A 26272-nucleotide genomic window follows, 5' to 3' on the forward strand; every position below is an offset into this window, starting at 1 on the left:
TCAGCTCCAGCCAGCTTTGCCACGGCGTCCAGCGTACAGCAGGAGCAGCACCAGGAAAGAGAACACCAGCATGGCACCGGCCAGCCAGTGGGCTTGCGAATACTCCATGGCTTCGACGTGATCGAAAATTTGTACCGAAACCACGCGAGTCTTGTCGGGGATGTTGCCACCGATCATCAGCACGACGCCAAACTCGCCCACCGTGTGGGCAAAGCCGAGGATGCTGGCAGTGACGAAGCCAGGGCGGGCCAGCGGCAGCACCACATGAACGAAAGTGTCCCATGGGCTGGCGCGCAGGGTGGCGGCGACTTCCAGGGGCCGTTGGCCGATCGCGCCAAAGGCATTCTGCAGGGGTTGCACCACGAACGGCATGGAATACACCGTCGAGCCAATCACCAGGCCTGTGAAGCTGAACACCACACTGCCCAGGCCTAGCGCCTGGGTGGCCTGACCAAGCCAGCCGTGCGGGCCAAGGGCGATCAACAGGTAAAAGCCGATCACCGTCGGTGGCAGTACCAGCGGCAGTGCCACCACCGCACCCACCGGCCCGCGCAGCCATGAGCGCGTGCGCGCGAGCCACCAGGCGACCGGGGTGCCGATGACCAGCAGGATCAGGGTGGTCAGGCTGGCCAGTTTTACGGTCAGCCAGATAGCGCCCAGGTCACTGGCATCGAGTGGCATCAGCGTTCATAACCATAGGATTTGATCACCGCTGCGGCTTTCGGGCCTTTGAGGTATTCGACCAGTGCCTTGGCGGCCGCATTGTCCTTGCCTTTGTTGAGGATGACGGCGTCCTGGCGGATCGGGTCGTGCAGGTTGGACGGCACGATCCAGGCCGAGCCATGGGTCACCTTGCCGTCCATGTAGATCTGCGACAGGGCGACGAAGCCCAGTTCGGCGTTGCCGGTGGAGACGAACTGGAAGGCCTGGGTGATGCTCTGGCCTTCGACGATCTTGCCTTTGGTGGCTTCGGTTAGCTTCAGCCTGTCCAGTACCTGGGTGGCGGCCAGGCCGTAAGGTGCCGCTTTCGGGTTGGCTATGGACAGGTGTTTGTATTCGTTCTTTTTCAGCACTTCACCCTTGGCATCTACGTAGCCTTCCTTCGCAGACCACAGGGCCAGGGTGCCGATGGCGTAGGTAAAGCGCGAGCCGGGTACGGTTTCCTTTTCTGCTTCAAGCTTCTTGGGGGTGGTGTCGTCAGCGGCGAGGAACACCTCGAACGGTGCACCGTTCTTGATCTGCGCGTAGAACTGCCCGGTGGCGCCATAGGCCGCGACCAGTTTGTGGCCGGTGTCTTTTTCGAAGTCCTTGGCGATGGCCTGGATAGGGGCTGTGAAGTTGGCTGCGACCGCGACCTGGACTTCGTCGGCCCAGGCAGTGTTGAAGGCGAACAGGCTGGCCAGGGCAGTGACGGCCAGCTGGGGCGAGCGGATACGCATGAAGACAGCTCCTTGAGGTTATCGTTATAGCCTTGACTATATAGCGATAAGCCATTGGCCGGGAAGAGGCCAGGCCTGCCTGTCAGAATGCCTGGTGACCGATCACTGCCAGTGCCTTACCGGCAATCTCCCGGGTCAGCTCACCCGCCGGCATGTGCCGGCCCAGCCGTAACGCCTGCCCCGACCACAGATTGCTGAAATCACTCTTACCCTGCGGATCGGTGATCGCCCGTAAAGGCATCAATGCCCCGCCCGCCAGCGGGAAGCGCGGTGCTAGCTCGCTCATCGGCCCCAGCTCGCGCATGAGGCGATTGTTGATGCCGCGCGCCGGTCGGCCGGTGAACAGGTTGGTCAGCGCGGTGTCGCTGGCAGGTGCGCTGTCCAGCGCCCGGCGATGCGCTGGCGACACCTTGGCCTCGGGGCAGAACAGGTAAGCCGTGCCGATCTGCACTGCCGAGGCACCCAGGGCCAGTGCCGCCAACAGCCCGCGGTGGTCGCCGATACCACCGGCGGCAATCACCGGCACGCCGACGGCATCGGCCACCTGCGGTACGAGCGCGAAGGTGCCTATCTGGCTGGTGATGTCATCGCTTAGGAACATGCCGCGATGGCCACCGGCTTCATAGCCCATGGCGATGATCGCATCGCAGCCATTGCGCTCCAGCCAGGCCGCTTCTTCCACGGTCGTGGCGCTCGACAGTACCTTGGCACCGCTGGCCTTTACCCGCTGCAGCAGTTCGGCCTGCGGCAGGCCGAAGTGGAAGCTCACCACCTCCGGGCGCAACGCTTCGACCAGCAGGCAGCTCTGCTCGTCGAAAGGCGCACGGTTGGACACCGGCGTGGGCGCCGCGAAGTCGGCGCCCACTTCGCTGTAATAAGGCTCAAGTGCCTGCTTCCAGCGCGCATCGCGCTCGGCATCGGGCGCTGGCGGCTGGTGGCAGAAGAAGTTCAGGTTCAGCGGGCGCCCCGGGCAGCCGGCGCGGAATGCAGCGATCTCGGCGCGCACCTGTTCGCCGCTGAGCATGGCGCAGGGCAGGGCGCCCAAGCCACCTGCCAGGCCCACGGCGATGGCCATGGCCGAGCCGGTCGCCCCCGCCATGGGTGCCTGCAGAATGGGCAGCTCGATGCCCAACAGGTCGAGGATACGGCGGTCGGGCCAATGGCTCATGCGATTCTCCTTGCGTGGGGCGAGCGATGCGGCGGGGGCTTGCGGCAAGCCTTAGAGGGCCTTGCTGACCTGGATGTCGCTGATTTTCTCGGCGTCGTCGCCGTGGATCTTGCGCAGGGCCTCAAGGGCTTGCTCTTGCGAGGCATCGGGCATCAGCGCGAAATCCCAGCGACGCTGGCCGTCGAGCTTGTATTTGATGACGTACTTGATGGTCTGGGTCATGGTGGCCTTATCTGAGTTTCGACGACGAGCGACGGATGATCTTGATCTTGTGGGTCAGCGTTGGCTTGCGGGTGACCGAGATCGGGCGAGTGGTGACGGTATCGATGGTGATGTTCCAGAAGCCGGTGCTGGGTACGGTGATCTTCGCCGGAAACTTCTCGAAATGGCCGCCGTGGTAAGTATGACGGCCGCCGTTCTTGAAGCTGCGGAAGTTGGCGTCGTTCATCAGGCGGATATTGCAGCGCTGGGAGCACTCGATGACGACGATATCGTCCTCGTTGAGGTGCTCGCGCTGGTGTACGAATTTCATGTGATGCTCCGCAAGGTTTGGATCTGCAAAAGCAAAAGATACCACGATGTGCCGTTACACTGCCGCGTTGATCGCCAGGCGTAGATAATTCTGCCAAAGCAGGGAGCAAAACCGCCTGGATGTGGTCGAAGCGAATTCCTGAAGGCAGAGGTGCAGCAAATGAAGTGGATGGTGGCGGCGTTGTCGGTTGCGCTCGGTGGCTGCGTGAGCGTCGCGGAGCTGGAGCAATCGCGTGAAACGATGGATGTGATCTCTGGCAAGAGCCCACGCGCCTATGCCGATTGCGTAAAGGAAAAGCTTGCCGATACGCGTGACCCGCTGACCGAAGAGCAGCGTGGCGACGGCCTGCGGCTGATCGTACCGCAGAAAATCACCTCAGGTGCCGGCCCGGCGGCGCTGGTGGATATCGACAAGCGCGGCAGCGGCAGCAGCATCAAACTGCACGAGCGGCTGAATAACTTCCCGCTGCGCCTTGGGGATGTGCGCACTGCGGCAACGCAGTGCATCTCCGGAAGTTGATCTGAAGCAACGGTTCCTCCTTTCTCTGCTTATATGTTTTAAGCCTAAACATATAACAAAAGAAAAGGAGATTCGTGATGACACCGTTGAGACGCGTGATGATCGGCAGCTTGCTGATCCTGATCTGGCCCACGGCACATGCCGCTGAGGGTCAGAAGGTCTTCACCCAGGGTGGGGCCAACCCCGCCGCCATGGCCTGCCTGGGTTGCCATGGCCCGGACGGCAATGGCATTGCGGCTGCCGGCTTTCCACGTTTGGCCGGGCTACCGGCCGGTTACCTTGCCAAGCAGTTGCAGGACTGGCGCAACGGCAGCCGCAAGCAGCCAGTGATGGAACCTTTGGCCAAGGCCCTGAGCGACGACGAAATCAAGGCCGTCAGTACCTACCTGGCCAGCCTGCCAGCAGCGCCCGCTGGCGACCTGCACCGCCAGCAGATTGCCGATGACCCGACCACCCGCATGGCCCTGTACGGCGACTGGAGCCGGCAGATTCCAGGTTGCGTGCAATGCCACGGGCCGGGTGGCGGCGGGGTGGGCGAACACTTCCCGCCCTTGGCCGGCCAGCCCGCCAGTTACCTGGTGGCACAGCTCAATGCCTGGCGCGACGGCAGCCGCAGCAATGACCCTAACCAGCTGATGGTCGGCGTGGCCAAGGCCATGACCGATGAGGAGATCAAGGCCGTTGCCGAGTTCTTCGCCCGCCCCGCCAGTCAGGAGGTCACGCCATGAAAACCTTGACTCCCGTCTTGTTGCTGCTGGCCGTGGGCAGCGCCCAGGCCACGCCGATCGCCATGGAAGACCAGTCGCAGTTGAAGGTGCCCGGTGTGCAGGCTGCACCGCAGTTCGTGCCGCCTGCTGAGCGTGAGTTGCCCGATAATGCCTTTGGCAAAATGGTGCGTGAAGGCCACGCTTTGTTCGTCGACACCCGCCGACTGATGCCCGAGGCGGTGGGCAACGGCATGAACTGCAGTAACTGCCACCTCGATCAGGGGCGGTTGGCGCATTCGGCGCCGCTGTGGGGTGCCTACCCGATGTACCCTGCCTATCGCAAGAAGAATGACAAGGTCAACACCTTCGCCGAGCGCATCCAAGGGTGTTTTCAGTTCAGCATGAACGGCAAGCCACCGGCCGCTGACAGCCCGCAGATGACGGCCTTGGCGGTGTATTCATACTGGCTGTCGACCAAGGCGCCAACCGGCGTGGAGATTGCCGGACGTGGTTATCCGGAGGTGGCACAACCCAAGGGTGGTTATGACTTCAAGCGCGGCCAGCAGGTTTACCGTGAACAATGCGCGATTTGCCATGGCGATAACGGTGAAGGGCAAAAGGTCGCCGGCGAGTACGTAATGCCGCCGCTTTGGGGCAAGGACTCCTACAACTGGGGGGCCGGCATGCACCGCATCAATACCGCTGCGTCGTTCATCAAGTACAACATGCCGCTTGGCAAGCCGGGCAGCCTCAGCGATCAGCAGGCCTGGGACGTGGCGGCGTGGATCAACCGCCACGAGCGGCCACAGGACCCGCGGTTGGTAGAGGGATCCATCGAGAAAACGCGGGTGAAATTTCATGCCAATGATGGGGTGAACCTGTATGGTCAGCAGGTTGATGGGGTGCTGATCGGACAAGGAACGGGTAGCTGAGGTCAGCCAGTGGCCGTCTCTTCGCGGGTGAGCCCGTTGAAAAGGCCGCCACTGGCACGCTGGTTTTCCTGTCATCCAACGGTCATGTATGACAGCAATATTTACGATCCCCCGGAACTATCTACACTGGGATATCTCTATGATGGCAACGGTCGTTAACGGGGGCATTGTAAGGTGACTGCCGCCTGATTAGACTGCGCCGAATTCCACAGGCCTAGCCTTTTGTAAGGACGTATATGATCAAAAAATGCTTGTTCCCGGCAGCCGGCTACGGCACGCGCTTCTTGCCTGCTACCAAAGCCATGCCCAAGGAAATGCTGCCGGTGGTCAACAAGCCACTGATCCAGTATGGCGTTGAAGAAGCATTGGATGCGGGTCTGAACGAGATCTCCATCGTTACCGGGCGCGGCAAGCGCGCCCTGGAAGATCACTTCGACATCAGCTACGAGCTGGAAAACCAGATCAAGGGCACCGACAAGGAAAAATACCTGGTCGGTATTCGTCGTCTGCTCAACGAGTGCTCGTTCTCGTACACGCGCCAGACCGAAATGAAGGGCCTCGGCCACGCCATTCTCACTGGCCGCCCATTGATCGGCGACGAGCCGTTCGCGGTGGTGCTGGCGGACGACCTGTGCGTCAACCCGGAAGGTGACGGCGTGCTGACCCAGATGGTCAAGCTGTACAAACAGTACCGCTGCTCGATCGTCGCCATCCAGGAAGTCGACCCGCAGGAAACCAACAAGTATGGTGTGATCGCCGGTGAGATGATCCGCGACGACATCTTCCGTGTGACCAACATGGTCGAAAAACCGGCCCCGGAAGACGCGCCTTCGAACCTGGCGATCATTGGCCGTTACATCCTGACCCCGGATATCTTCGACATCATCGCCAATACCAAGCCAGGCAAAGGCGGTGAAATCCAGATCACTGATGCCCTGTTGCAGCAGGCGAAGGATGGCTGCGTGATTGCCTACAAGTTCAAGGGCAAGCGTTTCGACTGCGGTGGCGCCGAAGGCTACATCGACGCGACCAACTTCTGCTTCGAGAACTACTACAAGACTGGCAAGGCTTACTGATAAGCCCTGCTGGCCTCAAAGCCATCCTTCGGGATGGCTTTTTTGTTGTGCGCCAGGCATGGCGCGTTGCGCGTAAGCGCAACCTGCTTGGCTGTGGTGGCCGAGCGGGTGACTTGGAGGTGAAAGTCCTCTACACACCCGGCAAGGGGAAGTGTTAGCCGGAGGCAAGGGTGTCGCGGGCGACTGCGAATCTGAAGGAAGCCCGAGGCAAAATGCTGGCCTGACGAACAGGAAGCGGATCAGGCGGCACAGCGGGGTCAGGCGGCAACAATCGCCAAAGCCCAATACTTGCACGGAGCGCTGTGACGTAAATCCGACAGGTATAAGCAGGAAGGTCGCGCGAATTACCCTGGGAGATCTGCACGCTTGCCATAGTGCTACCGAGCGTCGAGAGGCGACGGGATGAGCGTGCAGAAGTCAGCCGAAGCCGTAGTAAGTGGCGGTTAACCGCGCCACCAAGGGCCGAACAGGTTATGCCGCTAGTAGGCGTCACTGTCTCGTTGGTAGCCGTAATGCAGAAATTTCCTTCAACGGAATCTGTCACTCCGAATCCCGGCCAGAAGCCGAGGGTGATGCCTGACAGTGCAAAGGTGCCGGCGGCGTCAGCGACGTGGACGAACGCGGAGCTGGACACGCTGATGGAGCGGGTGCTTGCACCGGCCAACCTCAGGCGTGCGTATCAACGCGTGGTTAGCAACAAGGGGGCTCCGGGTGCTGATGGCATGACGGTCGCTGACTTGGCGGGCTACGTGAGACAGTATTGGCCAACCCTCAAGGCCAGGTTACTGGCCGGTGAATACCAGCCCCAAGCAGTGCGAGCGGTTGAAATTCCCAAGCCGCAGGGCGGCACACGGCAACTGGGAATCCCCAGCGTCGTGGATCGCCTGATCCAGCAAGCACTGCAGCAGCAGCTCACACCTATCTTCGACCCACTGTTCTCGGACTACAGCTATGGTTTTCGTCCGGGCAGAAGTACGCATCAAGCCATCGAGATGGCTCGTGCTCATGTGACAGCGGGACACCGCTGGTGCGTGGAACTCGATCTGGAGAAGTTTTTCGATCGGGTCAATCACGACATCCTCATGGCCTGCATCGAACGTCGGATCAAAGACAAGTGCGTACTCAGGCTTATCCGCCGCTACCTTGAAGCCGGGATCATGTCGGGCGGTGTCGTCAGCCCACGGCAGGAGGGGACGCCGCAAGGCGGCCCGCTTTCGCCGTTGCTGTCGAATATCCTGCTCGACGAACTCGACCGCGAGCTGGAGCGACGGGGCCATCGCTTCGTACGTTATGCCGATGATGCGAACATCTATGTACGCAGTCCTCGAGCTGGCGAACGGGTACTGGCCAGTGTCGAACGCTTCCTGAATCAACGTTTGAAACTGACGGTGAATCAGAAGAAGAGTCGAGTCGCGAGAGCCTGGAAGTGTGACTACTTGGGCTATGGGATGAGCTGGCATCAGCAGCCAAGGCTGCGGGTGGCAACGACGAGCCTGGGTCGCCTGCGCGACCGGCTCGCAGAGCTGCTACGCGGTGCACGGGGTCGCAAGATGACGAATACCATCGAGCGGATAAACCCTGTCCTGCGAGGCTGGGCGGGTTACTTCAAGCTTAGCCAGAGCAAACGGCCACTTGAGGAACTGGATGGCTGGATCAGGCACAAACTCCGCTGTGCCATCTGGCGCCAATGGAAGCAGCCCTCTACGAGGGCGCGCAACCTGATGCGTCTGGGCTTAAGCGAAGAGCGTGCCTGTAAATCGGTCTGTAACGGCCGAGGCCCGTGGTGGAACTCGGGGGCGCCACATATGAATCAGGCGCTGCCGAAGAAGCTATGGGATCGACTCGGACTGGTCTCGATACTGGATACGATCAACCGGCTTAGCCGCATAGCTTGAACCGCCGTGTACGGAACCGTACGCACGGTGGTGTGAGAGGACGGCGGGTGTGAGCCCGCCTCCTACTCGATTGCGGCGGCCAACGGCGGTATGCTGGACGCCTGCCTGGGAGAGTGAATACATGGCCTTCGATTTTGATCTGTTCGTGATTGGCGCCGGGTCCGGTGGTGTGCGCGCAGCGCGTTTTGCTGCCGGTTTTGGTGCAAAAGTGGCAGTGGCGGAAAGCCGCTACCTGGGGGGGACCTGCGTCAACGTCGGTTGTGTGCCGAAAAAACTGCTGGTATACGGCGCGCACGTTGCCGACGAGCTGGAGCAAGCCGCGGGTTTCGGCTGGACGTTGGAAGAGGGGCATTTCGACTGGAGCACCCTGATTGCCAACAAGAATCGGGAAATCGAGCGCCTTAACGGCATCTACCGTAACCTGCTGGTCAACAGCGGGGTGACCCTGTTGCAGGGCCACGCGCGTCTGACGGGTGCCAACGAAGTGGAAGTGGACGGTCAGCGCTACACCGCCGAGCATATCCTCATCGCTACCGGAGGCTGGCCGCAGGTACCGGACATCCCCGGCAAGGAACTGGCCATCACCTCCAACGAAGCCTTCTACCTCAAGAACTTGCCGCGCCGCGTGCTGGTGGTGGGTGGGGGATATATCGCCGTCGAATTCGCCGGCATCTTCCAAGGCCTGGGGGCCGACACCACACTGCTGTACCGTGGCGACCTGTTCCTGCGCGGCTTCGATGGCTCGGTGCGCACCCACCTGAAGGAAGAGCTGGAAAAACGCGGCCTCGACCTGCAGTTCAACGCCGACATCCAGCGCATCGACAAGCTTGAAGATGGCCGCCTGAAAGCCACGCTCAAGGACGGCCGCGAGCTGGTCGCCGATTGTGTGTTCTATGCCACTGGCCGGCGCCCGATGCTGGACAATCTGGGCCTGGAGAACACCGGCGTCGAGCTGGATGCGCGCGGCTACATCCGGGTTGATGAGCAGTACCAGACCACCGCGCCCTCGATTCTCGCCATTGGTGATGTGATCGGCCGTGTGCAGTTGACCCCAGTGGCCTTGGCTGAAGGCATGGCCGTGGCGCGGCGCTTGTTCAAACCCGAGCAATACCGCCCAGTGGATTACCAGAACATCCCCACTGCGGTGTTCAGCCAGCCACCCATCGGTACCGTAGGCTTGACCGAAGAGCAGGCGCTGGAGGCCGGGCACAAGGTGCAGGTATTCGAAAGCCGCTTCCGGGCCATGAAGCTGACCCTGACCGACATTCAGGAAAAGACCCTGATGAAGTTGGTGGTCGATGCCCAGACCGACAAGGTGCTGGGCTGCCACATGGTCGGTCCTGACGCTGGCGAGATCATTCAGGGCCTGGGCATTGCACTTAAAGCCGGTGCGACCAAGCAGCAGTTCGACGAAACCATCGGCGTGCACCCGACGGCGGCCGAAGAGTTCGTGACCATGCGCACCGTCACCCGCTGATGACGTGGAGCCTGCTCTACAGCCTGTAGACGCAGCCTTGTGCTGCGACGAGGTCCTTGCTGACACCGGAATGTTTCTGTCATTCGGGCCTCGTTGCAGCACAAGGCTGCTTCAGGGGTGTGTACAAGGCCGGATCAATACACCCACACCTCGACCCGCCGGTTGCGCAGCCGGCCTTGCTCCTGTTCATTGCCGGCCACTGGCAATTCATCGCCCATCCCGGTCACCTGCAGCACCTCCACGCCACCGCGCGCCAGTTCGCGGCGCACTGCTTGCGCACGCAGGCGGGAGAGCAGGGCTGCGCGCCCAGGCGTTTCCTTGGGGTCGCCGAACCCCACCAGCACTGCCTTGCCCTGCAGCTTCCCGGCCTGGCGCAGGTACTCTGCCACCCGCTGCACATCGCGCAAGGCCTTGTTGTCCAGCCTGGCGCTTCCTTCCTGGAAGCGGAAGTTCACACTCAGCCGCTGCGCCTGCAGGGCCAGGATGCGATAGCGCGGTGGCATGTCGCTTTGGGGGGCGACAGACAGGGCCTTGATCTGCTGCGAAACGAAACCCTGCTGGGCGATGATCGCCTGGCCGGCCGGGCTCTGAGCGAAATCGACCAGGGCCTTGGCCTGGGGCTTGGGGTTGGCCGGCAGGTAAAAGTACAGGCGCCGTGAGAGCGGGTAGTCCTCGCTGGCCACACGTGCGCGCTCTGGCAGCATGGCCGGCGCGTCGCCTTCGGCCACCGCCAGCACCTTGGCCCCGTGTACGGCGGCCAGGCTGCTGAAACCGATGGCCTGGCGGTCGGTACCCACGCGTTGCGCCAGTTCGTCGCTGGACTCGAAGCGCCTGGCCTTGGCCGAAAGTTCGCCGTGCTGAGGTTCCAGCACCAGCGCCTTGAAGGTCTCGAAAGTGCCGGAACGGTCGTCACGGGCATACAGATGAATGGCCCCGCCAGGTATGCCCAGTTGTTCCCAGCGCTGGATCTGCCCGGAGAAAATCTGCGCCAGTTGCCGGGTGTCCAGTTGGGGTATCGGGTTGTCGGGGTGGACGATGATCGCGACGCCGTCGAGGCCGATCACTTGTTCTGCGCCGGCTGCGCGCAGGTCGCCCAGCGCCTGCAACTGGCGCACTTCACTGTCGTTGATCGGTCGCGAGGCGGCGGCCAGGTCAGCCTCGCCACGGCCCAGCGCGACAAAGCCTGTGCTTGAACCGTGGGCGGCAATGTCGATGCGCAAGGGCTGACCATGCACGTCGCGGGCGGTAATCACCCGCTCGTTGGCGACCTTGCCTGGCTGTTGTGCGATGGCGGTGGCCTGCTGCGCGCGCAATTGCCCCTGCACCAGCGCCGGTATCAAGGCCGCGCCGATGGTGTTGGAGCCTTGGACACGCAGATGCAGGGGATCAGACAAGGTCGCTAGTGGAAGCAGGGTGAGCAGCAAGACAAGCAGGCGGAGCATGCCGGGTGGCCTATGGCACAGTGTTGGCCGGCAGATTACGACAGTGGCGTGATGATAATGTGACGGGAGCGTACACCTTCCAGCGTGCAGCGCCTGCCAGATCGTGCGCCGCGCGGGCGGCGCTCGATCTGGCAGGCGCTGCAACGCTGAAGAGGTTAATGCGCCCCGGCCGACTTGCTCAGGTCGCTCTCGGCCCATTCGGTATAAATGCAAGCGTCTGCCACTGCCCAACGCACCTTCACGCTGTCGCCCGGCTGCATGGGCATGCCCGCGGCCGACAGGGCCTTCACCGTCAGCTCGGTACCCCCTGCAGTCACCACATGACAGGTCTGGCTTTCACCCAGGAACAGCACTTCGCCCACCTTGGCACTGACCTCGTTCCAGCCTGCCGGCAATGGCTCGCGCGCCGCTTGTTCGGCGGTCAGGGCCAGGGCTTTTTCCGGACGCACCATGATCAGCGCATCCTGCTCGGCGGCCAGGCCTGGGGTGAGGCGGATGGCCACTGGTTGGCCCTCGAAGCTGCCTGCGCCATTGCTGCTGGCCTTGATCCGCAGGAAGTTGGAGTTGCCCAGGAACGACGCAACAAAGGCATTCGGCGGATTCTGGTACAAGTCGTACCCGGTGCCCAGGCCGACGATCTTGCCGTGGCTGAAGATGGCGATGCGCTGCGACAGGCGCATCGCCTCTTCCTGGTCGTGGGTCACGTAGACAATGGTAATGCCCAGGCGGCGGTGCAGCTGGCGCAGTTCGTCTTGCAGGTCTTCACGCAGCTTCTTGTCCAGCGCGCCAAGCGGCTCGTCCATCAGCAGGATGCGTGGCTCGTACACGAGCGCCCGGGCAATCGCCACGCGCTGCTGTTGGCCGCCAGACATCTGTGACGGCTTGCGGTGGGCGAACTTCTCCAGTTGCACCAGCTTGAGCATGGCCTCGACGCGCTTGCTGGTTTCGGCAGCATTGAGCTTGCGGATGGCCAGCGGGAAGGCGATGTTGTCGCGCACGTTCAGGTGCGGGAACAGCGAATAGCGCTGGAACACCATGCCGATGTCACGCTTGTGCGGCGGCACGTTGACCAGCGACTGGCCGTCGACCAGGATCTCGCCGCTGCTGGGTGTTTCGAAGCCGGCCAGCATCGACAGGGTGGTGGACTTGCCCGAGCCGCTGGAACCAAGAAAGGTCAGAAACTCGCCGTCCTGGATCTCCAGGTCGAGGTTGTCCACGGCGGTGAAGTCGCCGTAGTGCTTGTTCAGGCCGCGCAGGCTGACCAGGGTTTTGCCGTGCGCGTTGTCTTTGATCACTGCACTCATTGTTGTTTTCTCCGCGCTCAGGCGTTTTCGGTGCGCCGGCGCAAGGCGGCGGCAATGAACATGACCAGCAACGACAGGCCGATCAGCAAGGTCGAAGCCACGGCGATGACCGGGCTAAGGTCCTGGCGCAAGGTGGTCCACATCTTCACTGGCAGGGTCTGCAGGTCGGGGCTGGCCATCATCACGCTCAGCACCACTTCATCCCAGGACACCAGGAAAGCGAACAGGCCACCGGCGATCATGCCGGGGCGGATGGCCGGGAACGTGACCTTGAAAATGGCCTGCAGGCGTGAGGCACCACAGATCACCGCAGCATCTTCGATCGACTGGTCGAACAGCTTCAGCGAGTTGATGATCGAGATGATCGTGAACGGCAGGGCGACGATCACGTGGCTGACCACGAAGGCGAACAGCGTGCCGGTGTAACCTAGCTTGAGGAACAGTGCGTATACCGCCACGGCAATGATCACCAGCGGCACGATCATCGGCATGGTAAACAGCCCGTACAGCAGCTCGCGGCCCGGGAAGCGGCCACGCACCAGGGCGAATGCGCTGGGCAGGCCCAGCAGCACGGCGGCGATGGTGGTCAGCACGGCCACCTTCAGGCTGGCCAGTGCGGCGTCCATCCACTCCGGGTTGGAGAAGAACTGGCCGTACCACTTGAAGGTCCAGCCCGGTGGCGGGAACACCAGCCACTGTGACGAGCCGAATGACAGCAACACAATGAAGACCACCGGCAGCAGCAGGAAGGCCGCGATGACCCCGGTGGTCAGGTACAGGCCCGTACGCAGCGGGCGGCCCATGGCATTGGGAGACAGGAGCATGGCGGTTTACCTCGCGTTGCCAACCGGGGATTCCGGCTGCAGCTTCAGGTACAGGTAGAAGAGCACCAGGGTGATCGCCACCAGCAGTGCGGCAGCGGCGCTGGCCAGGCCCCAGTTGAGGAACGACTGCACCTGCTGGATGATGAATTCAGGCAGCATCATGTTCTGCGCGCCCCCCAGCAGCGCCGGGGTGACGTAGTAACCGAGCGACATCACGAACACCATCAGCGCCCCGGAGAACAGCCCCGAGCGGCACAGCGGCAGGAACACCTTCCAGAAGTTGGTCCACGGGCTGGCACCACAGATCGAACCTGCCTGCAGCACCATCGGGTCGATGGCGTGCATGGTCGCCTGCAGTGGCAGCACGATGAACGGGATCATGATGTAGCTCATGCCGATTACCACGCCGGTGAGGTTGTGCACCATTTCCAGCGGGGCATCGATGATGCCCATGGCCATCAACGCCTTGTTGATCACGCCCGAGCTCTGCAGCAGCACCAGCCACGAGTAGGTGCGCGCCAGCAGACTGGTCCACATCGACAGCAGCACGATGTTCAGCAGCCAGCGGCCCCACCCCTTGGGCACCAGGGTGATCGCCCAGGCCAGCGGGAAGCCCAGCAGCACGCTGATCAGGGTAACCACGCCGGCCACCGAGAAGGTGTTGAACAGCACCCGTGCATAGGCCGAGTTGGCAAACAGCTGCTCGTAGTTACCTAGCCCCGGGGTGGGTTCCAGCACCCCGCGCAGCAGCAGGCCGACCAGCGGGGCGAAGAAGAACACGCCAAGGAACAGCAGGGCGGGCAGCAGGTTGCGGCTGCCTTTCCAGCGCTGGCTCAGGCTTGCGCGGCGCGGGGCGGTGCCCGGGGCGCCAGCACCCGTGGGGGTGCCTTGCGCATTGTGCAGGGCGTTGATGGCGACTTTCATTTGACCAACCACTCATTCCAGCGCGCGGCGATGGCTTGACCGTTCTTGGCCCAGTAGGCGAAGTCGAGGGTGACCTGGTCCTGGGCGTAAGCAGTCGGCAGGTTTGGCGCGAGGTCCTTGTCCAGCTTGGCCACGCTGTCGACGTTGACCGGCGCATAGGCGGTTTTGTTGGCGAATTCGGCCTGGCCTTCGGCGCTGCTGGCGTTGGCCAGGAATTTCATGGCCGCTTCCTTGTTCTTGGCGCCTTTGGGGATGACCAGGAAGTCGGCCATGACCAGGTTCTGCTTCCAGCTCACACCCACCGGTGCACCGTCTTGCTGCAGGGCGTAGACACGGCCATTCCAGAACTGGCCGAGCGAGGCTTCACCTGAGGCCAGCAACTGCTGTGACTGGGCGCCACCGCCCCACCAGACGATGTCTTTCTTGATGGTGTCGAGCTTCTTGAAGGCGCGGTCCAGGTCCAGCGGGTACAGCTTGTCGGGGGCTACGCCGTCGGCCAGCAGGGCCAGTTCCAGCACGCCGGGGCTGGGCCATTTGTACAGGGCTCGCTTGCCGGGGTAGGCCTTGGTGTCGAACAGCGCGGTCCAGTCCAGCGGCTTGTTGGCCCCGAGCTTGCCTTCGTTGTAGCCGAGCACGAAGGAGAAGAAGAATGAGCCGACGCCATGGTCGGAGACGAAGCGTGGGTCGATCTTGTCGCGCTTGATCTGGTTGAAGTCGAGGGGTTCGAGCAGGCCTTCGCTGGCGGCACGCAGGGCAAAGTCGGCCTCGACGTCGACCACGTCCCACTGCACGTTTCCGCTCTCGACCATGGCCTTGAGCTTGCCGTAGTCGGTGGGACCGTCCTGCACGACCTTGATGTTCGTGGCTTTGGTGAACGGTACTGCCCACGCTTCTTTCTGGGCGTCCTGGGTCGTACCGCCCCAGCTGACGAAGTTGAGGCTGTCGGCGGCCTGGGCGGCCTGACATGCCAGGGTCAGCAGGCTGGCGGACAGCACTGCGGTTACACGTTTGCTTAACAGCATGGTTACGCCCTCGTTGCTTTTGTTATTCGAGGCGGGGCTTGTGGTGCGCCCGCCAATAATGTTCGGGGAGCAGCTAAAACAAAGTGTTCTGATGGCCGTTTTTAATTGTAGGTGCCGGCCTGCAGGTTTAAGGTCTACGGGATATCATATTATGGTATTCCAAGATTTTAGCAAGAGGTATGGGGCGACCGGCCATCACTCTGCCTTCAGGCACGGGCCCGTTGCTGATCGGGGAAATTGATTTGAACAGGGTCTAAAAGCTTGCGCGGTCTCTGTGGGAGCGGGCGGGCCCGCGAACACGGGCGAAGCCCGTGCCATGCCCCGCGGTGTCTGCTTCGTGGGCTTGCCCGTTTCCACAGGGACCGTATATCAACCTGCAATCCCGGGCTCGAACGGGATGCTCTGCACCACCTCCAGCTCATAGCCCGCCAGCCCCGCGTATTTCAGCGGTGGCCCCAGGTGACGCAGCTTGCCCACGCCAAGGTCCTGCAGAATTTGCGCCCCGGTACCCACTTCGGAATACACCTTGGACTGGCCACGTTGATAGGGCCGCACAGGGTGGGTCAGTTGTGGCACACGCTCAAGCAAGGCCTGGGAGGATTCGTGGTTGGCCAGGATCACCACCACGCCAGTACCTTCCTCAGCCACCTTCTGCAGCGCCGCCCACAGCGTCCAGTTGGCGGGGCCGGCGTACTCGGCGCCCACCAGGTCGCGCAGCGGGTCAATCACATGCACCCGCACCAGGGTCGGCTGTTCGCGGCGAATGTCGCCCATGACCATGGCCATGTGCACGCCACCTTCGATGCGGTCTTCATAGGTGACCAGGCGGAAGGTGCCATGCACGGTCGGTAGCTCGCGCTCGCCGATGCGCTTGATGGTCTGCTCGGTGCTCAGGCGGTAGTGGATCAGGTCGGCGATGGTGCCAATCTTGATGCCATGCCGGGCGGCGAACACTTCCAGGTCGGGGCGACGGGCCATGGTGCCGTCGTCGTTCAGCACTTCAACGATGACCGAGGCCGGGCTGAAGCCGGCCAGGCGTGCCAGGTCGCAGCCGGCTTCGGTGTGGCCGGCACGGGTCAGCACGCCGCCTTCGCGTGCCCGCAGGGGGAAAATGTGGCCAGGTTGTACCACGTCTTCGGGGCGGGCGTTGGGGGCCATGGCCGCTGCCACGGTGCGTGCCCGGTCAGCGGCGGAAATGCCGGTGGTGACCCCGGTGGCCGCCTCGATCGACACGGTGAACGCGGTGCTGAACACGCTACCGTTGGCCGGAACCATCTGCTCCAGGCCCAGGCGCTGGCAGTGATCGTCGGTCAAGGTCAGGCAGATCAGCCCGCGCGCCTCGCGGGCCATGAAGTTGATGGCCTGGGCGTCGCAGCGCTCGGCGGCGATCAACAGGTCGCCTTCGTTTTCCCGGTCCTCGTCATCCACCAGCAGGACCATCTTGCCTTGCCGGTAGTCCTCGAGAAGTTCCTCGATGGTGTTGAAAGCCATGGTGCACGCTCACTGTGGTGGGGTGAATTTTATGGTATACCATCATACACAAATATCGCCGTAACAGGAGAGCTGCACATGAAGGCCTACTGGATCGCCCATGTGGACGTGACCGACCCCGAGCAGTACCAGCAATACACCCAGCGCGCCCCGGCTGCCTTCAAGGCATTCGGCGGGCGCTTCCTGGCCCGTGGCGGGCGCAGCGAGGCGATGGAAGGGAGGGCTACGCCTCAGCGTAGTGTGGTGATCGAGTTCGATTCGTACGCGCAGGCCGTCGCCTGTTACCGCTCCGCGCTGTACCAAGAGGCATGCAGTCATCGCCAAGGGGTGGCGAAGGCTGAGGTGATCATTGTGGAAGGGTTTGAGCCCTGAGCAGGATTTGCCGGCCCTTTCGCGGGTAACCCGCTCCTACACAGGCCACCACAGAATTTGACGTTTGTGGTGGCCTGTGTAGGAGCGGGTTTACCCGCGAAAGGGCCGGACCTGCCGCACCGATGGCAGATTCATTGAAGCCTGCGGGCCGTTTCCGCAAATAGAAGCAAAAGACCCGCCCAGGCGGGTCTATTGCTCATTGCCTCACTGCAGATGCACTTTAAGTTCGTTGCCCGCCTGCCGCAGCGCCGCCTTTACTGCCGGCACTTGGCTCAACGGGTTGAGCAGCCCATAGTCATGAATCATTCCGTTGTAGCGCACCGAGGTTACTGTCACGCCCGCCGCATTCAACTTGCGGGCATACGCCTCACCTTCATCCCGAAGCACATCGAACTCAGCCGTTTGCACCAGGGCCGGTGGCAAGCCCTTCAGCTGTTCGGCGGACGCCCGCAGCGGCGAGGCGTAGATCTGCGCCCGCGCCTTTGCATCAACGGTGTAGTTGTTCCAGAACCACTTCATCATCCCGGTGGTCAGGAAGTGTCCTTCGGCAAACTGCTTGTACGATGCTGTCTCGAAGCTGGCATCGGTCACCGGCCACAGCAGCAGCTGGAAGCGCAGGGCAGGGGTGCCGGCCTCTTTGGCCTTGAGTGCAACCACCGCCGCCATGTTACCGCCAACGCTGTTGCCGGCTACAGCCAGGCGCTTGCCATCCACGCCGATCTCCTTGCCATGCTCGGCCACCCAGCGAGTCGCGGCGTACGCCTGGTTGATCGCCGTCGGGTAGTGCGCTTCCGGTGACGGGGTGTAGTCCACATAGACCGCCACCGCACCCGAGCCGACCACCAGGTCGCGGATCAGTCGCTGGTGGGTCGGGAAGTCGCCCAGCACCCAGCCGCCGCCGTGGAAGAACATGAACACCGGCAGATCACCTTTGACATTAGTCGGGCGTACCACTTGCAGCTTGATCGACTGGCCATTGACCTGAATCGTGCGTTCCTTCACTTCGATCCCCGAGAGGTCGACCTTTACCGAGGCCTGGGCGCCGGTCAGTACCGCGCGGGCGTCGTTTGGTGAGAGCTGTTCCAGCGGCTTGCCACCCCCTTTCTCCAGGGCTTCGAGGAAGGCCTGGGTGTGTTGTTCGACACCAGGGCTGCCTGCGGCGAAGGCACTGGAAACGGACAGGGCCAGGAGGGAGGCGGTGAGGGCTTTGTGGACAATGTTCATAAGCGAATCCTTTTCTGTGCAAGTGTTGGTAGTGGGCGTCTTGCCTGGCCTGAGGGGCCGTCGCTGCGACTTGTGCGTAGATTAGGCAGATGCACTCGTGGGAAAAAGCCGCTATAAAGTGTTTGACTGTCAGCAAGAGCGAGACAATGAACCCTTACGAAGACATGCGGATCTTTGCCCAGGTGATGGAGGCCGGTAGTTTCACCGCTGCCGCCGACCGTCTGGGCATGTCCAAGCAATCGGTCAGCCGGCGTCTGATGCAGCTTGAAGAGCGCCTGGGCGTGCGCCTGCTCAACCGCTCCACCCGGCGCCTCGATGCCACGCCACTGGGGCAGCACTACTACCAGTCGGCCCTGCGCCTGCTGGGTGAAGTGCAGCAGGTCGAGCACGACATCAGCGGCCAGGCCCAGGTCCTGCGCGGCACCTTGCGCCTCAGTGCGCCGCTGTCGTTTGCCATGGCGCACCTGGGTTGCCTGCTGACCGAGTTTCTGCAGTTGCACCCCCAGGTTGATGTAGAAGTAGACCTGAGCGACCGCGCCGTGGACCTGATTGGTGAAGGCTATGACCTGGCGCTGCGGATTGGTGCACTGGAGGACTCCAGCCTGATTGCCCGGCGTATCGCCAGTGTCGAGCGGGTCTACTGTGCGAGCCCGGCGTATTTGCAAGCACGAGGAGCGCCGGGAAAACCGGATGAGCTCGCCGCGCATGATTGTCTGCCCTATGGGCATTCGCGGCAGGTGCAGTGGCAATTCCACAAAGGTGGCAAAACCCAGGCAATTCAGGTGACCGGGCGCATGCGGGCGAACAATGGCGAGTTGCTGCGGGGGGCTGCGATTGCTGGGATGGGGGTCACTTACCTGCCGACCTTTATCGTTGGGCAGGCGTTGGCGGAGGGGCAGTTGGTGACCGTTCTGGATGAGTGGCGCCCGCCTGCGCTGCAGCTGTCGGCGGTGTATCCGCAGCACCGGCAGGTGGCGCGGCCGGTGCAGGGTTTTGTCAGCTTCCTGCGTGCGCGGCTGGCGCAGCTCTGACCGTCGGTACAGGCTATGCTTGCCCTATGAGTACGCCCGTTCCTTTACGCCAACCTTGCCCCCCTGGCGCCTGCGTCTGCGGCCGCGAGCAATTGGCCGACCATCCGCAGGCCGCCCAGCGCATCCTCTTGCTGACCCGGCAGGAAGAAAAACGCCTGCTCGAACGGCTGGAAAACCTGAAGGACCTGGAAGACCTTCAACGTCTGCAGCAGCGCCTGTACGAAAACCTCGGCATCCGCGTGCACATCGCCCCCGGTTACAACGAGGTACGGACCATGCGCGGCATCGTCATCGAACTGGACGAGCAACCCGGGTTGTGCCGCAAGACCCGGCAGTCTATCCCGGCGGCGATCCGGCGCGGGCTGGAGCGTAATCCGCAGGTTGCGTTCCGGTTGCTCGATACGCACGACCTGTTGCGCGATACCTGAGCGTTGATACCTGTACCGGTCGATCCCACCTGGGGGCGCGTCAATTCCGTTAATTTTTACAGCGCTTGCTACGTCTACTTGAAAGCCACCCTGCGCCAGGCGCGCAGCGGCATCATCATTTAAGGAGACAGGCAATGACTTCCGTTTTCGACCGCGACGATATCCAGTTCCAGGTAGTGGTCAACCACGAAGAGCAATACTCGATCTGGCCCGACTACAAAGCCATCCCCAACGGCTGGCGAGCCGTGGGCAAAAGCGGCCTGAAGAAGGACTGCCTGGCCTACATCGATGAAGTCTGGACCGACATGCGCCCGCTGAGCCTGCGCCAGAAAATGGCCGAAGCTGCCGCCCAGTGACCGTGCTGAACCTGCTGTGCCTGCCGTACTCCGGGGCCAGCGCCATGGTCTACAGCCGCTGGCGGCGCAAGCTGCCGGCCTGGTTGCAGGTGCGCCCGGTGGAATTGCCTGGGCGGGGGGCGCGCATGGCAGAGTCGCTGCACACCGACATGCAAGTGCTGGCTCGGCAATTGGCCAGCGAGCAGCGCCTGACGGCAAGCGCTCCTTATGCGTTGCTCGGTCACAGCCTGGGTGCGCTGCTGGCCTTCGAGCTGGCCCATGAGCTGCAGGCATTGGGCTGCCCGGCGCCGCTGGCCTTGTTCGCCTGCGGCACCGCGGCACCTACCCGGCGTGAGGACTACGACGGCAACAACTGGCGCGAGCCCAAGAGCGACGCCGAGCTGATCAGCGAGTTGCGCGCGCTGCAGGGCACGCCTGAGGAAGTGCTGGTCAACGCTGAGCTGATGAGCCTGACCTTGCCGACCTTGCGCGCCGATTTTCTGCTGTGCGGCACTTACACATACCGGCAGCGACCGGCGTTGCAGTGCCCACTGCATGTGCTGGGTGGCGTGGAAGACCGGGCCAGCGATGAGCAACTGCGGGCATGGCGCAGTGAAACCCACGGCGCGTTCTCGCTGCAGATGTTCCCGGGTGGCCATTTCTTCATCCATGAGCAGGAAGACCGTGTGCTCGCTGCGCTGACCGCGTCGCTGCAACCGCTTCGGCTGTCCGCCTGATTGACGTCACCGCTTGCCTGGGGGAGGCTAGGGTTTTTCCCAGGCAAGAGGCAGACAATGCTGATCGATCCACTCAAGGCCACGCTGCTGGTCGTCGACATCCAGGAAAAACTGATCGGTGCCATGAGCGACCCCGAAGGCACTCGGGCGCGGGCCCGCTGGTTGCTGGCGGCGACTGCCGAGCTGGCGCTGCCGACGGTGATTTCCGAGCAGTACCCCAAAGGCCTGGGCCATACCCTGGCCGAACTGCTGGCCGCAGCGCCGGCAGCTGAAGTGGTGGAAAAAAGTCACTTTTCCTGCGTGGCTGCCGAGTGCCTGCCGGCCAGTTTGATGGCGCGCGAGCAGGTGATCGTTTGCGGCATGGAAACCCATGTTTGTGTGCTGCAGACCGTGCTCGGCCTGCTGGCACTGGGCAAGCAAGTGTTCGTGGTCGAGGATGCCTGCGACAGCCGCACGCCGGCCAGCAAGGCCGCAGGCCTGGCGCGCATGCGTGCCGCCGGCGCGCAGGTAGTGACCCGCGAGATGGTGCTGTTCGAATTGATGGGCAGTGCCGGGCACCCGCAGTTCCGCCACATCAGCAAAACCTATCTGGTCGGTGAACAGCCCTGAACGGCCGGTTACTGGCCATTTCGATGATGGCCCTGGCGCTGTTGCAAGGCTGTGCCGGGCGCCGGGAAGACGCGCCCGAAGCGGACCCGGCCAAAATCCGTGCGCAGCTCCTGCGGCTGTTACCCGCCCAGGTCAAGGACCGCGAGGGTTGGGCCAACGATATCCAGGCAGCCTTCGAAGCCCAGCGCATAGCGCCCAGTAAAAGTAACCTGTGCGCAGTGCTGGCGGTGACCGAACAGGAGTCGACCTTCACTGCGGACCCCCAGGTGCCCAACCTTGGGCGTATCGCCCGCCAGGAGATCGACCGCCGCGCTGCGCGCCTGCATATTCCCAAACTGCTGGTCGACGGTGCGCTGAAGACGCCGTCGGGCAACGGCAAGAGCTACCAGCAGCGGTTGCAGACGGTGCGCAGCGAAAAGCAGTTGAGCGAACTGTACGACGAAGTCGTTGCTCGCGTGCCGCTGGGCAAGACCTTGCTGGGCGGGCTGAATCCGGTGCACACCGGCGGGCCGATGCAAGTCAGCATCGATTTTGCCGAAAAGCATGCGAGGGATTACCCCTACAGCCATGAAGGCACGATTCGCCAGGAAGTGTTCAGCCGGCGCGGCGGCATGTACTTCGGTATTGCCCACCTGTTGGGCTACCCGGCCAACTACGAGCGCCAGCTTTACCGTTTCGCCGATTTCAACGCAGGCTGGTACGCCAGCCGCAATGCGGCATTCCAGGCGGCATTGAGCAAGGTCACGGGGGTGAAGTTGGCACTGGACGGCGACCTGGTGGCGCCAGGGGCGATCATGCCGGGGACGACTGAACTGGCCGCGCGCAAGCTGGGGGTGAAGCTGGGGCTGCGTAACCCGCAGATCCGAAGCCAGCTGGAGGAGGCCGACAGCCTGGCGTTCGAGGACAGCAAGCTGTACAGCGGGGTGTTCGCCCTGGCGGATGCCAAAGCCGGCAAACCGGTGCCCCGTGCAGTGCTACCGGGCATCGAGCTGAAGAGCCCGAAGATTACCCGCAAGCTGACCACGGCCTGGTTTGCCGGGCGGGTGGATGAGCGCTATCAGCGGTGCATGAAGCGTTAGCTTGGCAGCAACCGCGATCCTTGAGCGGGTTTACCCGCGAATACGGTGGTGGCGGCAACGGTGATCGGCGGGTGGAAATTGGCCAGCAGGGCCGGCCTCTTCGCGGTTAAACCCGCTTCTACACGACGGCCTGCGCTCAACCACTGACGCGTGTCCAATGTAGGAGCGGGCTTGCCCGCGAATACGGTAGTGGCAGCAACGGCGAACGGCGGGTGGAACTTGGCCAGCAGGCTCGGCCCTTTCTCGGGTGAACCCGCGCCTACGACGGCCCGTGCCATCCACCGCGCGGGCCTGTCCGATCAGCGCCCGCCCAATGCCCCAACCACTTGGTCAACGCTGGCTTTGAGCCCCGCAATCGCATCTTCAGGGTCACTCTCCACCACCACCAGCTTGGCCCCAGCCGCCTTGATCACCTCGGCCACTGCCGCGTCCGGCTGACGATGGTCCAGCACCAGCGCCACGTCCTGCGCCTTCAGGTTCTCTCCCAGCGCCTTGAGGGCGGCCGCATCCCATTCGGCCGGCAGTGGCTGCTCGACCGCATCCAGGTTCAACCCGTTGACCAGATATCCCAGCCTCTCCGACAGGCTCACCACCGTCAGGTTGTCGACTTTGGCCAGCCGCGTCTGGCTGTTGGCCGAAAGCTCCAGCAATTGGCGTTTGAGCCCTGCCAGGTTGCCCTGGATCTTTGCCTTGTCGTCCGGCGCCAGGCGCTCCAGGTCATTGGCCACCACGTCGGCCATGCGTCCGAGGTTGGTCGGGTTGAGCCAGGGGTAAGCACCATAGGCATCGTCACCGTTCACCGCAATGCCCGGCAGTGCGCCATCCACCGGTCGCGCGGCATCGATCTCGACAATGCGGATATTGCTGCGTCGGGCCATCGGGTACAGCGGGTCGTCACGCCAGATCGAACGCACCCCGATCACCGCATCTGCCTGCTGGGCGGCCTTGTGCAGGCCTGCGCCACCACGCCCGCTGAAATACGACGGTTGGCGGCTGGCAGGCAGGTTGGCCGGTGCTGCCTGCTGAAGCCGCACCGCAGTGCCGTCGAGCAGGGCGCTGGCCAGGCTGTGGGTGACGGGCAGGGTCGTCAGCACTTGCATGGCGAAAGACAGGGACGGCAGGCCGGCCAGTGCCAGCGCCAGGGTCAGGTGTTTGAAGTTCATGCCGGATTTCCTTGCAGGCGGGGAACGAGGGCGCGGGCCAGGGCGGCCAGGGCAAAGCAGATGCCGGCGACCAGGATGATCGCGGCCCCTGACGGCACCGGCAGGTCGAAAACGATCGGCAGCAAAATACCGAGCAGGGTACTGATAGTGGCAATCAGCACCGACAGGAAGAAAAAGCCCTTGAGCGACTGACTGACCAGGCGAGCGGCGGCGGCCGGGATGACCAGCAGCGCACCGACCAGGATGGCCCCGATCACCTTCACCGCAGCCACGGTCACCAACGTCACCAGCACCACGAACAGATAGTCCAGGGTCTTCACCGCTACCCCGCGTACAGCCGCCAGCTGCGGGTTGAAACTGGCCAGCATGATGCGGTTGTACAGCGGCAGCGCCAAGGCCAGCACCAGCGCCGCGACGATGCCCAGCACGAGCAAGTCCTGGGCGCTAACGGTCAGCACCGAGCCGAACAGCACGTTCTCGAGGATGTGCACGTTGATCTTGCCTGCCAGCATCAGCAGCAGGCTGGCGCCCAGCGCCAGCGACACCGACAGGAACACGCCAATCAGTGTGTCCGGCGACAGCCCGGTACGGTTGCGCAGGAAGTTGAGCAGGATGCCGAACAGCAGGCAGTAGCCGAACAGGCTGCCGTACGGGCCGGTATAGGGCTCACCCAGCAGGATACCGATGGCCACGCCGGTCAGCGCCGCATGGCCGACCGCTTCGGAGAAGAAGGCAAAGCGCTTGACCACCACCAAGGTACCCAGGCCGCCCAACACCGGGCCGATCATCAGGCCGGCCAACAGGGCGTTGACCACGAAGCCGTAGGCCAGCGCCTCGGGCAGATAGCCGGCAGTGGCCCAGTCCTGGACCGTTTGGCGAAAGATTTCAAAACTCATCAGGCAAGGCTCTCGCTACGCGGGTGAACGGAGAACAGGCCGAGCAGGCGCTCCGGGGTCAGGGCCTGGGCAGGCGGCGCATCGAACAGCACCTGGCGGTTCAGGCCTGTTACCCGGTCCGCCAGGCGCAACACGGCTTCCAGGTCGTGCTCGATCCACAGAACGGTAGTGCCGGCCTGGCGCCAGCCCTGCAATAACTGTTCGAACACCTGGATTCCGGCTTCATCGAGGGCCGACATCGGTTCGTCCAGCACCAGCAACTGCGGCTCGGGGATCAGGCCCTGGGCCAGCAGCACGCGCTGGCGCTCACCGCCGGACAGTGCACCCATGCGCCGCGTGCGCTTGTCGAGCATGCCAACCTGAACCAAGGCTGCATCAATGGCTGGCTTCACGCGCCGCGACAGGCCGAGGAAGGCCGGGCGGCGCTGGCACATGGCGGCCATGAAGTCGTCCACGGTCATGGGCAGGCCGCGGTCGAACTCCAGTGCCTGCGGCACGTAGCCAATCACTTCGCGCTCACCAGGCCAATGCAAGGTCAGCTGGCCCTGGTGTGGCATCTGCCCGAGCAGGGTCTTGATCAACGAGCTCTTGCCGCCGCCGTTGGGGCCGACGATGGCGTGCACGCTGCCTGCTGCCACGCTGAAACTGACCTGTTCGAGGATACGCGTGCGCCCCAAGGTCAGGTCGATGCCAGTGAACTCGATGCGCGGCCCGCAGGCTGTCGCCAGGTTGGCGGCAGCGGTCATGCGCGGTTCTCCTGAATGGCGCGGACCACGGTGTCCAGGTTGCGCTTCATTTCCACCTCGTACTTGTCCTTGGTGTAATCGCCGTAGGAGATATGCGTCAACGGATACAGGCGTACGCCGGACTCACGCTGAATGGTTTCGACATAGGCCGACGGGAAGTCCATTTCCGAGAAGATCACCCGCACGTCCAGTGCCTTGAGCTGGTCGATGGTTTTTTTCAGCTGCGCCGGGCTGGGCTCGATGCCATGGGCCGGCTCGACAACGGCGGTCACCTCCAGACCGAAGTCGCGCACCAGGTAGTCATAGGCAGCATGGATGGTGGCGACCCGGAACGTTGCGCCAGGGGCTTCGGTGACCTTGGCCAGGGCCTCGGCGCGCAGGGCGCGCAGGCGCTTGGCGTAGGCACGGGCGTTTTGCGTGTACAACTTGGCGTTGTCCGGGTCGAGCTTGCCCAGTTCACGGGCGATGTTGTTCACCTGGGCGATGGTGGTGCTGATCGACAGAAAGGTGTGCGGGTTGACCACCTTGCCGGCACCGCGCGCGGCGATGCCAGTGGCCGCCAACAGCGGCACGTTCTGATTGGCTTCGATAGTGGCAATGTCGGGTTTTTCGCTGGTGGCGATCATGCGGTCTGCGAAATCGTCATGGCCAACACCGTTGAGCACCACCACGTCCAGCGTGCCGATGCGCTTGATGTCCTCGGCCCGCGGCTCGTAGGCGTGCGGGTTGAAGCCCGCCGGAATCAGGGGAACCACCTCGGCCTTGTCGCCGACAATATTGCTCACGTAGCTGTAGTAGGGGTGCAGGGTGATGCCGATTCGCAGCGGCTTGCTGTTATCGGCCAGGGCCATTGCCGGCAGGGCAAGGGACAGGAGCAGGGCGAGGGCGGAGCGAAACATG

30 protein-coding genes are annotated in these 26272 nt (G+C 63.0%); 13 read left to right on the forward strand and 17 right to left on the reverse strand.

Annotated elements, in window-relative coordinates; translation table 11 throughout:
* The 5 genes from modB to REH59_RS11325 form a co-directional block, all read right to left on the reverse strand.
* Positions 1-681 carry a molybdate ABC transporter permease subunit gene (gene modB, locus REH59_RS11305; RefSeq protein WP_003250923.1) on the reverse strand — a complete coding sequence of 227 codons (681 nt, stop codon included), beginning with the start codon at positions 679-681 and terminating at the stop codon, positions 1-3.
* Positions 681-1439: a molybdate ABC transporter substrate-binding protein gene (modA, locus tag REH59_RS11310; RefSeq protein ID WP_014859858.1), complete on the reverse strand. Its 759-nt coding sequence runs from the start codon at positions 1437-1439 to the stop codon at positions 681-683. The genes modB and modA overlap by 1 nt, the downstream gene beginning before the upstream one ends.
* Positions 1440-1521: 82 nt before the next feature.
* Complete coding sequence (locus REH59_RS11315) at positions 1522-2607, reverse strand: NAD(P)H-dependent flavin oxidoreductase (protein ID WP_012051909.1); 1086 nt, start codon at positions 2605-2607, stop codon at positions 1522-1524.
* 51 nt (positions 2608-2658) lie between these two features.
* The gene (locus tag REH59_RS11320; RefSeq protein ID WP_003250919.1) at positions 2659-2829 is read right to left on the reverse strand and encodes a hypothetical protein; all 171 of its coding nucleotides are present in this window, start codon (positions 2827-2829) and stop codon (positions 2659-2661) included.
* 7 nt (positions 2830-2836) lie between these two features.
* The gene (locus tag REH59_RS11325; protein WP_003250918.1) at positions 2837-3139 is read right to left on the reverse strand and encodes a DUF1883 domain-containing protein; all 303 of its coding nucleotides are present in this window, start codon (positions 3137-3139) and stop codon (positions 2837-2839) included.
* 159 nt (positions 3140-3298) lie between these two features.
* Here REH59_RS11325 and REH59_RS11330 point away from each other — a divergent pair, with 159 nt between their 5' ends.
* From REH59_RS11330 to gorA, 6 genes are all read left to right on the forward strand, one after another.
* Entirely contained in the window at positions 3299-3658 is a 360-nt protein-coding gene (locus tag REH59_RS11330) for a hypothetical protein (protein ID WP_003250915.1), read from the forward strand.
* Positions 3659-3735: 77 nt separating this feature from the next.
* Complete coding sequence (locus tag REH59_RS11335) at positions 3736-4386, forward strand: c-type cytochrome (RefSeq protein ID WP_004576587.1); 651 nt, start codon at positions 3736-3738, stop codon at positions 4384-4386.
* On the forward strand, positions 4383-5297 hold the full coding sequence (locus tag REH59_RS11340) for a c-type cytochrome (protein ID WP_014859860.1): 915 nt from the start codon (positions 4383-4385) through the stop codon (positions 5295-5297). The genes REH59_RS11335 and REH59_RS11340 overlap by 4 nt, the downstream gene beginning before the upstream one ends.
* A 236-nt stretch (positions 5298-5533) precedes the next feature.
* Positions 5534-6373 (forward strand): UTP--glucose-1-phosphate uridylyltransferase GalU, encoded by an 840-nt coding sequence (gene galU, locus REH59_RS11345; RefSeq protein WP_010954649.1) that lies wholly within the window; start codon positions 5534-5536, stop codon positions 6371-6373.
* A 473-nt stretch (positions 6374-6846) separates the two neighbouring features.
* Positions 6847-8268, forward strand: coding sequence for a group II intron reverse transcriptase/maturase (ltrA, locus tag REH59_RS11350; RefSeq protein WP_265536532.1), 1422 nt, complete (start codon positions 6847-6849; stop codon positions 8266-8268).
* A gap of 121 nt (positions 8269-8389) precedes the next feature.
* Complete coding sequence (gene gorA / locus REH59_RS11355; RefSeq protein ID WP_320450570.1) at positions 8390-9745, forward strand: glutathione-disulfide reductase; 1356 nt, start codon at positions 8390-8392, stop codon at positions 9743-9745.
* Between the two features lie 134 nt (positions 9746-9879).
* Here gorA and REH59_RS11360 read toward each other — a convergent pair whose 3' ends face one another.
* From REH59_RS11360 to ribBA, 6 genes are all read right to left on the reverse strand, one after another.
* Positions 9880-11187, reverse strand: a complete 1308-nt coding sequence (locus tag REH59_RS11360; protein WP_014859207.1) for a substrate-binding domain-containing protein — start codon at positions 11185-11187, stop codon at positions 9880-9882.
* Between the two features lie 155 nt (positions 11188-11342).
* On the reverse strand, positions 11343-12491 hold the full coding sequence (locus REH59_RS11365; RefSeq protein ID WP_003256238.1) for an ABC transporter ATP-binding protein: 1149 nt from the start codon (positions 12489-12491) through the stop codon (positions 11343-11345).
* 17 nt (positions 12492-12508) lie between these two features.
* Positions 12509-13315 (reverse strand): ABC transporter permease, encoded by an 807-nt coding sequence (locus tag REH59_RS11370; protein ID WP_003256236.1) that lies wholly within the window; start codon positions 13313-13315, stop codon positions 12509-12511.
* 6 nt (positions 13316-13321) lie between these two features.
* A complete protein-coding gene (locus tag REH59_RS11375) occupies positions 13322-14239 on the reverse strand; it encodes an ABC transporter permease (RefSeq protein WP_014590488.1) in 918 nt (305 codons plus the stop codon).
* Positions 14236-15261 carry a polyamine ABC transporter substrate-binding protein gene (locus tag REH59_RS11380; protein WP_014859208.1) on the reverse strand — a complete coding sequence of 342 codons (1026 nt, stop codon included), beginning with the start codon at positions 15259-15261 and terminating at the stop codon, positions 14236-14238. The genes REH59_RS11375 and REH59_RS11380 overlap by 4 nt, the downstream gene beginning before the upstream one ends.
* A gap of 369 nt (positions 15262-15630) precedes the next feature.
* A complete protein-coding gene (gene ribBA / locus REH59_RS11385) occupies positions 15631-16752 on the reverse strand; it encodes a bifunctional 3,4-dihydroxy-2-butanone-4-phosphate synthase/GTP cyclohydrolase II (protein ID WP_014859209.1) in 1122 nt (373 codons plus the stop codon).
* 78 nt (positions 16753-16830) lie between these two features.
* Here ribBA and REH59_RS11390 point away from each other — a divergent pair, with 78 nt between their 5' ends.
* The gene (locus REH59_RS11390; protein WP_003256229.1) at positions 16831-17124 is read left to right on the forward strand and encodes a DUF1330 domain-containing protein; all 294 of its coding nucleotides are present in this window, start codon (positions 16831-16833) and stop codon (positions 17122-17124) included.
* Positions 17125-17328: 204 nt separating this feature from the next.
* Here the strand turns inward: REH59_RS11390 and REH59_RS11395 are convergent, their stop codons facing one another.
* Positions 17329-18348, reverse strand: a complete 1020-nt coding sequence (locus REH59_RS11395) for an alpha/beta hydrolase (protein WP_014860411.1) — start codon at positions 18346-18348, stop codon at positions 17329-17331.
* Positions 18349-18494: 146 nt separating this feature from the next.
* Between REH59_RS11395 and REH59_RS11400 the strand changes: the two genes are divergently transcribed.
* The 6 genes from REH59_RS11400 (at position 18495) to REH59_RS11425 (ending at position 22567) form a co-directional block, all read left to right on the forward strand.
* Entirely contained in the window at positions 18495-19379 is an 885-nt protein-coding gene (locus tag REH59_RS11400) for a LysR family transcriptional regulator (RefSeq protein WP_014860410.1), read from the forward strand.
* Positions 19380-19405: 26 nt separating this feature from the next.
* Positions 19406-19807 (forward strand): hypothetical protein, encoded by a 402-nt coding sequence (locus REH59_RS11405; protein ID WP_060538000.1) that lies wholly within the window; start codon positions 19406-19408, stop codon positions 19805-19807.
* Between the two features lie 134 nt (positions 19808-19941).
* Complete coding sequence (locus tag REH59_RS11410) at positions 19942-20163, forward strand: MbtH family protein (RefSeq protein WP_003256222.1); 222 nt, start codon at positions 19942-19944, stop codon at positions 20161-20163.
* Positions 20160-20879, forward strand: coding sequence for a thioesterase II family protein (locus REH59_RS11415; RefSeq protein WP_265536635.1), 720 nt, complete (start codon positions 20160-20162; stop codon positions 20877-20879). Before REH59_RS11410 ends, REH59_RS11415 begins: the two co-directional genes overlap by 4 nt.
* 57 nt (positions 20880-20936) lie before the next feature.
* Positions 20937-21488 carry an isochorismatase family protein gene (locus REH59_RS11420; protein ID WP_003256219.1) on the forward strand — a complete coding sequence of 184 codons (552 nt, stop codon included), beginning with the start codon at positions 20937-20939 and terminating at the stop codon, positions 21486-21488.
* A gap of 23 nt (positions 21489-21511) precedes the next feature.
* Entirely contained in the window at positions 21512-22567 is a 1056-nt protein-coding gene (locus REH59_RS11425) for a DUF1615 domain-containing protein (RefSeq protein ID WP_014860406.1), read from the forward strand.
* On the opposite strand, the gene REH59_RS11430 is transcribed toward REH59_RS11425, so the two are convergent.
* Genes REH59_RS11430 through REH59_RS11450 form a run of 5 tightly spaced genes read right to left on the reverse strand, consistent with a single transcriptional unit; the run spans position 22564 to position 26271 of the window.
* On the reverse strand, positions 22564-22845 hold the full coding sequence (locus REH59_RS11430) for a hypothetical protein (protein WP_014860405.1): 282 nt from the start codon (positions 22843-22845) through the stop codon (positions 22564-22566). The genes REH59_RS11425 and REH59_RS11430 overlap by 4 nt on opposite strands.
* Before the next feature lie 21 nt (positions 22846-22866).
* Positions 22867-23730 carry a metal ABC transporter substrate-binding protein gene (locus tag REH59_RS11435; RefSeq protein WP_014860404.1) on the reverse strand — a complete coding sequence of 288 codons (864 nt, stop codon included), beginning with the start codon at positions 23728-23730 and terminating at the stop codon, positions 22867-22869.
* Positions 23727-24626: a metal ABC transporter permease gene (locus tag REH59_RS11440; protein ID WP_003256215.1), complete on the reverse strand. Its 900-nt coding sequence runs from the start codon at positions 24624-24626 to the stop codon at positions 23727-23729. The genes REH59_RS11435 and REH59_RS11440 overlap by 4 nt, the downstream gene beginning before the upstream one ends.
* Positions 24626-25372 (reverse strand): metal ABC transporter ATP-binding protein, encoded by a 747-nt coding sequence (locus tag REH59_RS11445; protein ID WP_012051924.1) that lies wholly within the window; start codon positions 25370-25372, stop codon positions 24626-24628. The genes REH59_RS11440 and REH59_RS11445 overlap by 1 nt, the downstream gene beginning before the upstream one ends.
* Positions 25369-26271: a metal ABC transporter substrate-binding protein gene (locus REH59_RS11450; protein WP_003256213.1), complete on the reverse strand. Its 903-nt coding sequence runs from the start codon at positions 26269-26271 to the stop codon at positions 25369-25371. Before REH59_RS11450 ends, REH59_RS11445 begins: the two co-directional genes overlap by 4 nt.
* Position 26272: the final 1 nt, after the last annotated feature.

Source organism: Pseudomonas sp. BO3-4, from assembly GCF_034044115.1.
GTDB classification, from domain to species: Bacteria; Pseudomonadota; Gammaproteobacteria; order Pseudomonadales; family Pseudomonadaceae; genus Aquipseudomonas; species Aquipseudomonas alloputida.

What these genes read in the sequence shown, in the direction of transcription:
- REH59_RS11315 (WP_012051909.1), bottom strand. Translation starts at nt 2,607, where the DNA reads ATGAGCCATTGGCCCGACCGCCGTATCCTCGACCTGTTGGGCATCGAG.
- ltrA (WP_265536532.1), top strand. Translation starts at nt 6,847, where the DNA reads ATGCCGCTAGTAGGCGTCACTGTCTCGTTGGTAGCCGTAATGCAGAAA.
- modA (WP_014859858.1), bottom strand. Translation starts at nt 1,439, where the DNA reads ATGCGTATCCGCTCGCCCCAGCTGGCCGTCACTGCCCTGGCCAGCCTG.
- galU (WP_010954649.1), top strand. Translation starts at nt 5,534, where the DNA reads ATGATCAAAAAATGCTTGTTCCCGGCAGCCGGCTACGGCACGCGCTTC.
- REH59_RS11405 (WP_060538000.1), top strand. Translation starts at nt 19,406, where the DNA reads ATGAGTACGCCCGTTCCTTTACGCCAACCTTGCCCCCCTGGCGCCTGC.
- REH59_RS11320 (WP_003250919.1), bottom strand. Translation starts at nt 2,829, where the DNA reads ATGACCCAGACCATCAAGTACGTCATCAAATACAAGCTCGACGGCCAG.
- gorA (WP_320450570.1), top strand. Translation starts at nt 8,390, where the DNA reads ATGGCCTTCGATTTTGATCTGTTCGTGATTGGCGCCGGGTCCGGTGGT.
- REH59_RS11400 (WP_014860410.1), top strand. Translation starts at nt 18,495, where the DNA reads ATGAACCCTTACGAAGACATGCGGATCTTTGCCCAGGTGATGGAGGCC.
- REH59_RS11360 (WP_014859207.1), bottom strand. Translation starts at nt 11,187, where the DNA reads ATGCTCCGCCTGCTTGTCTTGCTGCTCACCCTGCTTCCACTAGCGACC.
- REH59_RS11435 (WP_014860404.1), bottom strand. Translation starts at nt 23,730, where the DNA reads ATGAACTTCAAACACCTGACCCTGGCGCTGGCACTGGCCGGCCTGCCG.
- REH59_RS11395 (WP_014860411.1), bottom strand. Translation starts at nt 18,348, where the DNA reads ATGAACATTGTCCACAAAGCCCTCACCGCCTCCCTCCTGGCCCTGTCC.
- REH59_RS11340 (WP_014859860.1), top strand. Translation starts at nt 4,383, where the DNA reads ATGAAAACCTTGACTCCCGTCTTGTTGCTGCTGGCCGTGGGCAGCGCC.
- REH59_RS11335 (WP_004576587.1), top strand. Translation starts at nt 3,736, where the DNA reads ATGACACCGTTGAGACGCGTGATGATCGGCAGCTTGCTGATCCTGATC.
- REH59_RS11365 (WP_003256238.1), bottom strand. Translation starts at nt 12,491, where the DNA reads ATGAGTGCAGTGATCAAAGACAACGCGCACGGCAAAACCCTGGTCAGC.
- REH59_RS11410 (WP_003256222.1), top strand. Translation starts at nt 19,942, where the DNA reads ATGACTTCCGTTTTCGACCGCGACGATATCCAGTTCCAGGTAGTGGTC.
- REH59_RS11370 (WP_003256236.1), bottom strand. Translation starts at nt 13,315, where the DNA reads ATGCTCCTGTCTCCCAATGCCATGGGCCGCCCGCTGCGTACGGGCCTG.
- REH59_RS11380 (WP_014859208.1), bottom strand. Translation starts at nt 15,261, where the DNA reads ATGCTGTTAAGCAAACGTGTAACCGCAGTGCTGTCCGCCAGCCTGCTG.
- REH59_RS11330 (WP_003250915.1), top strand. Translation starts at nt 3,299, where the DNA reads ATGAAGTGGATGGTGGCGGCGTTGTCGGTTGCGCTCGGTGGCTGCGTG.
- REH59_RS11425 (WP_014860406.1), top strand. Translation starts at nt 21,512, where the DNA reads ATGATGGCCCTGGCGCTGTTGCAAGGCTGTGCCGGGCGCCGGGAAGAC.
- REH59_RS11445 (WP_012051924.1), bottom strand. Translation starts at nt 25,372, where the DNA reads ATGACCGCTGCCGCCAACCTGGCGACAGCCTGCGGGCCGCGCATCGAG.
- REH59_RS11450 (WP_003256213.1), bottom strand. Translation starts at nt 26,271, where the DNA reads ATGTTTCGCTCCGCCCTCGCCCTGCTCCTGTCCCTTGCCCTGCCGGCA.
- REH59_RS11375 (WP_014590488.1), bottom strand. Translation starts at nt 14,239, where the DNA reads ATGAAAGTCGCCATCAACGCCCTGCACAATGCGCAAGGCACCCCCACG.
- REH59_RS11390 (WP_003256229.1), top strand. Translation starts at nt 16,831, where the DNA reads ATGAAGGCCTACTGGATCGCCCATGTGGACGTGACCGACCCCGAGCAG.
- REH59_RS11325 (WP_003250918.1), bottom strand. Translation starts at nt 3,139, where the DNA reads ATGAAATTCGTACACCAGCGCGAGCACCTCAACGAGGACGATATCGTC.
- REH59_RS11420 (WP_003256219.1), top strand. Translation starts at nt 20,937, where the DNA reads ATGCTGATCGATCCACTCAAGGCCACGCTGCTGGTCGTCGACATCCAG.
- modB (WP_003250923.1), bottom strand. Translation starts at nt 681, where the DNA reads ATGCCACTCGATGCCAGTGACCTGGGCGCTATCTGGCTGACCGTAAAA.
- REH59_RS11440 (WP_003256215.1), bottom strand. Translation starts at nt 24,626, where the DNA reads ATGAGTTTTGAAATCTTTCGCCAAACGGTCCAGGACTGGGCCACTGCC.
- REH59_RS11430 (WP_014860405.1), bottom strand. Translation starts at nt 22,845, where the DNA reads ATGGCACGGGCCGTCGTAGGCGCGGGTTCACCCGAGAAAGGGCCGAGC.
- ribBA (WP_014859209.1), bottom strand. Translation starts at nt 16,752, where the DNA reads ATGGCTTTCAACACCATCGAGGAACTTCTCGAGGACTACCGGCAAGGC.